Annotated in this window: 1 protein-coding gene; it reads right to left on the reverse strand. The window is 65.2% G+C overall.

Annotated elements, in window-relative coordinates:
- The coding region (gene thrC / locus AKL29_RS00780; RefSeq protein ID WP_244481657.1) for a threonine synthase at window positions 1-1,104 on the reverse strand (1,104 nt) is incomplete at its 3' end.
- Between the last annotated feature and the right edge of the window lie 306 nt (window positions 1,105-1,410).

The following is a 1,410-nucleotide window of genomic DNA, read 5'->3' on the forward strand; positions in this document are numbered from 1 at the left end:
CTCGGTCTCGTCGGCGCGGCCGGCGTCGAAATCACGGCGCACGGCGGCCAGCGTCGCATCCGGCAGCACGAAGCGGCCGGACTGCTTCAGCGAGGCCATCAGGTGGCGGACCTGATCGGCGTCGCGGCCGCTCGCCTCGAACAGCAGCCGCTCGAAATTCGAGGACACCTGGATGTCCATCGACGGCGACGTCGTGGCGTGCACCTCGCGCACCTCGTAGATGCCGGTCTTCAGCGTGCGCGCCAGGATGTCGTTGACGTTGGCGGCGATGCGCAAGTTCCGGATCGGCAGCCCCATCCGCTTGGCGACATAGCCCGCGAAGATGTCGCCGAAATTGCCGGTCGGCACCGTGAAGTCAACAGTGCGCTGCGGCGAGCCGAGCGCGACCGCCGAGCTGAAGTAATAGACCACTTGCGCCACGATGCGCGCCCAGTTGATCGAGTTGACGCCCGACAACGCCACCTGGTCGCGGAAGCGATGGTTGTTGAACATCGCCTTCACCAGCGCCTGGCAATCGTCGAAGGTGCCTTCGATCGCGAGCGCGTGGACGTTGGCGGCGCCGGTCGTCGTCATCATGCGGCGCTGCACCTCTGAGATGCGTCCGTTCGGGAACAGCACCACGAGGTCGACATTGTCGAGATTGGCAAAAGCCTCGACCGCGGCGCCGCCGGTATCGCCCGAGGTCGCGACCACGATGGTGGTGCGCTGTGCGCGCTTGGCCAGCACGTGATCCATCAGCCGCGAGATCAGCTGCATCGCGACGTCCTTGAACGCCAGGGTCGGCCCGTGGAACAGCTCGAGCAGGAACTGGTTCGGCCCGGCCTGGTCGAGCGGCACCACCGCGGGATGGCGGAACGTGGCATAGGCCTCATTGGCCATGCGGCCGAGCTCGGCGTCGGAAATCTCGCCGGCGACAAACGGACGGATGATCTCGACCGCGACCTCCCAATAGGGACGGCCGAAGAAGGTGGCGATGGTCTCGGGCGACAGTTGCGGCCAGGTCTCGGGCACGTAGAGCCCGCCGTCACGGGCAAGCCCGGTCAGCATCACATCGCAGAAGCCGAGCACCGGGGCCTCACCCCTGGTCGAAATATACCGCGTCAAACCGCCCTCCAAAGGCTTCGATCCGAGCCTTAAGCCTTTGATATCATGGAATTATCGAGTTCGCCTCGTGCGACCCGAACGGTTCACCATAGAAGATCGGACCGGCAATGGGTAGCCCGAAGCGCTGCGGGGTCGCCCAGACGCGGGGGGTGGTGTTGCCCGCGACTGACCATCACCGGCTCCGCATTCACCGCCGTCGTCCTGGCGAAAGCCGGACCCATAACCACCGCAGTTGATTGGGAACGGGATCGCGGCCCCAGCATCGCGCAGCAATTAAGATTTGGGGTAATGGGTCCCCTGAGTTCG

This window comes from Bradyrhizobium pachyrhizi, assembly GCF_001189245.1.
In the GTDB taxonomy this organism is placed as follows: domain Bacteria; phylum Pseudomonadota; class Alphaproteobacteria; order Rhizobiales; family Xanthobacteraceae; genus Bradyrhizobium; species Bradyrhizobium pachyrhizi.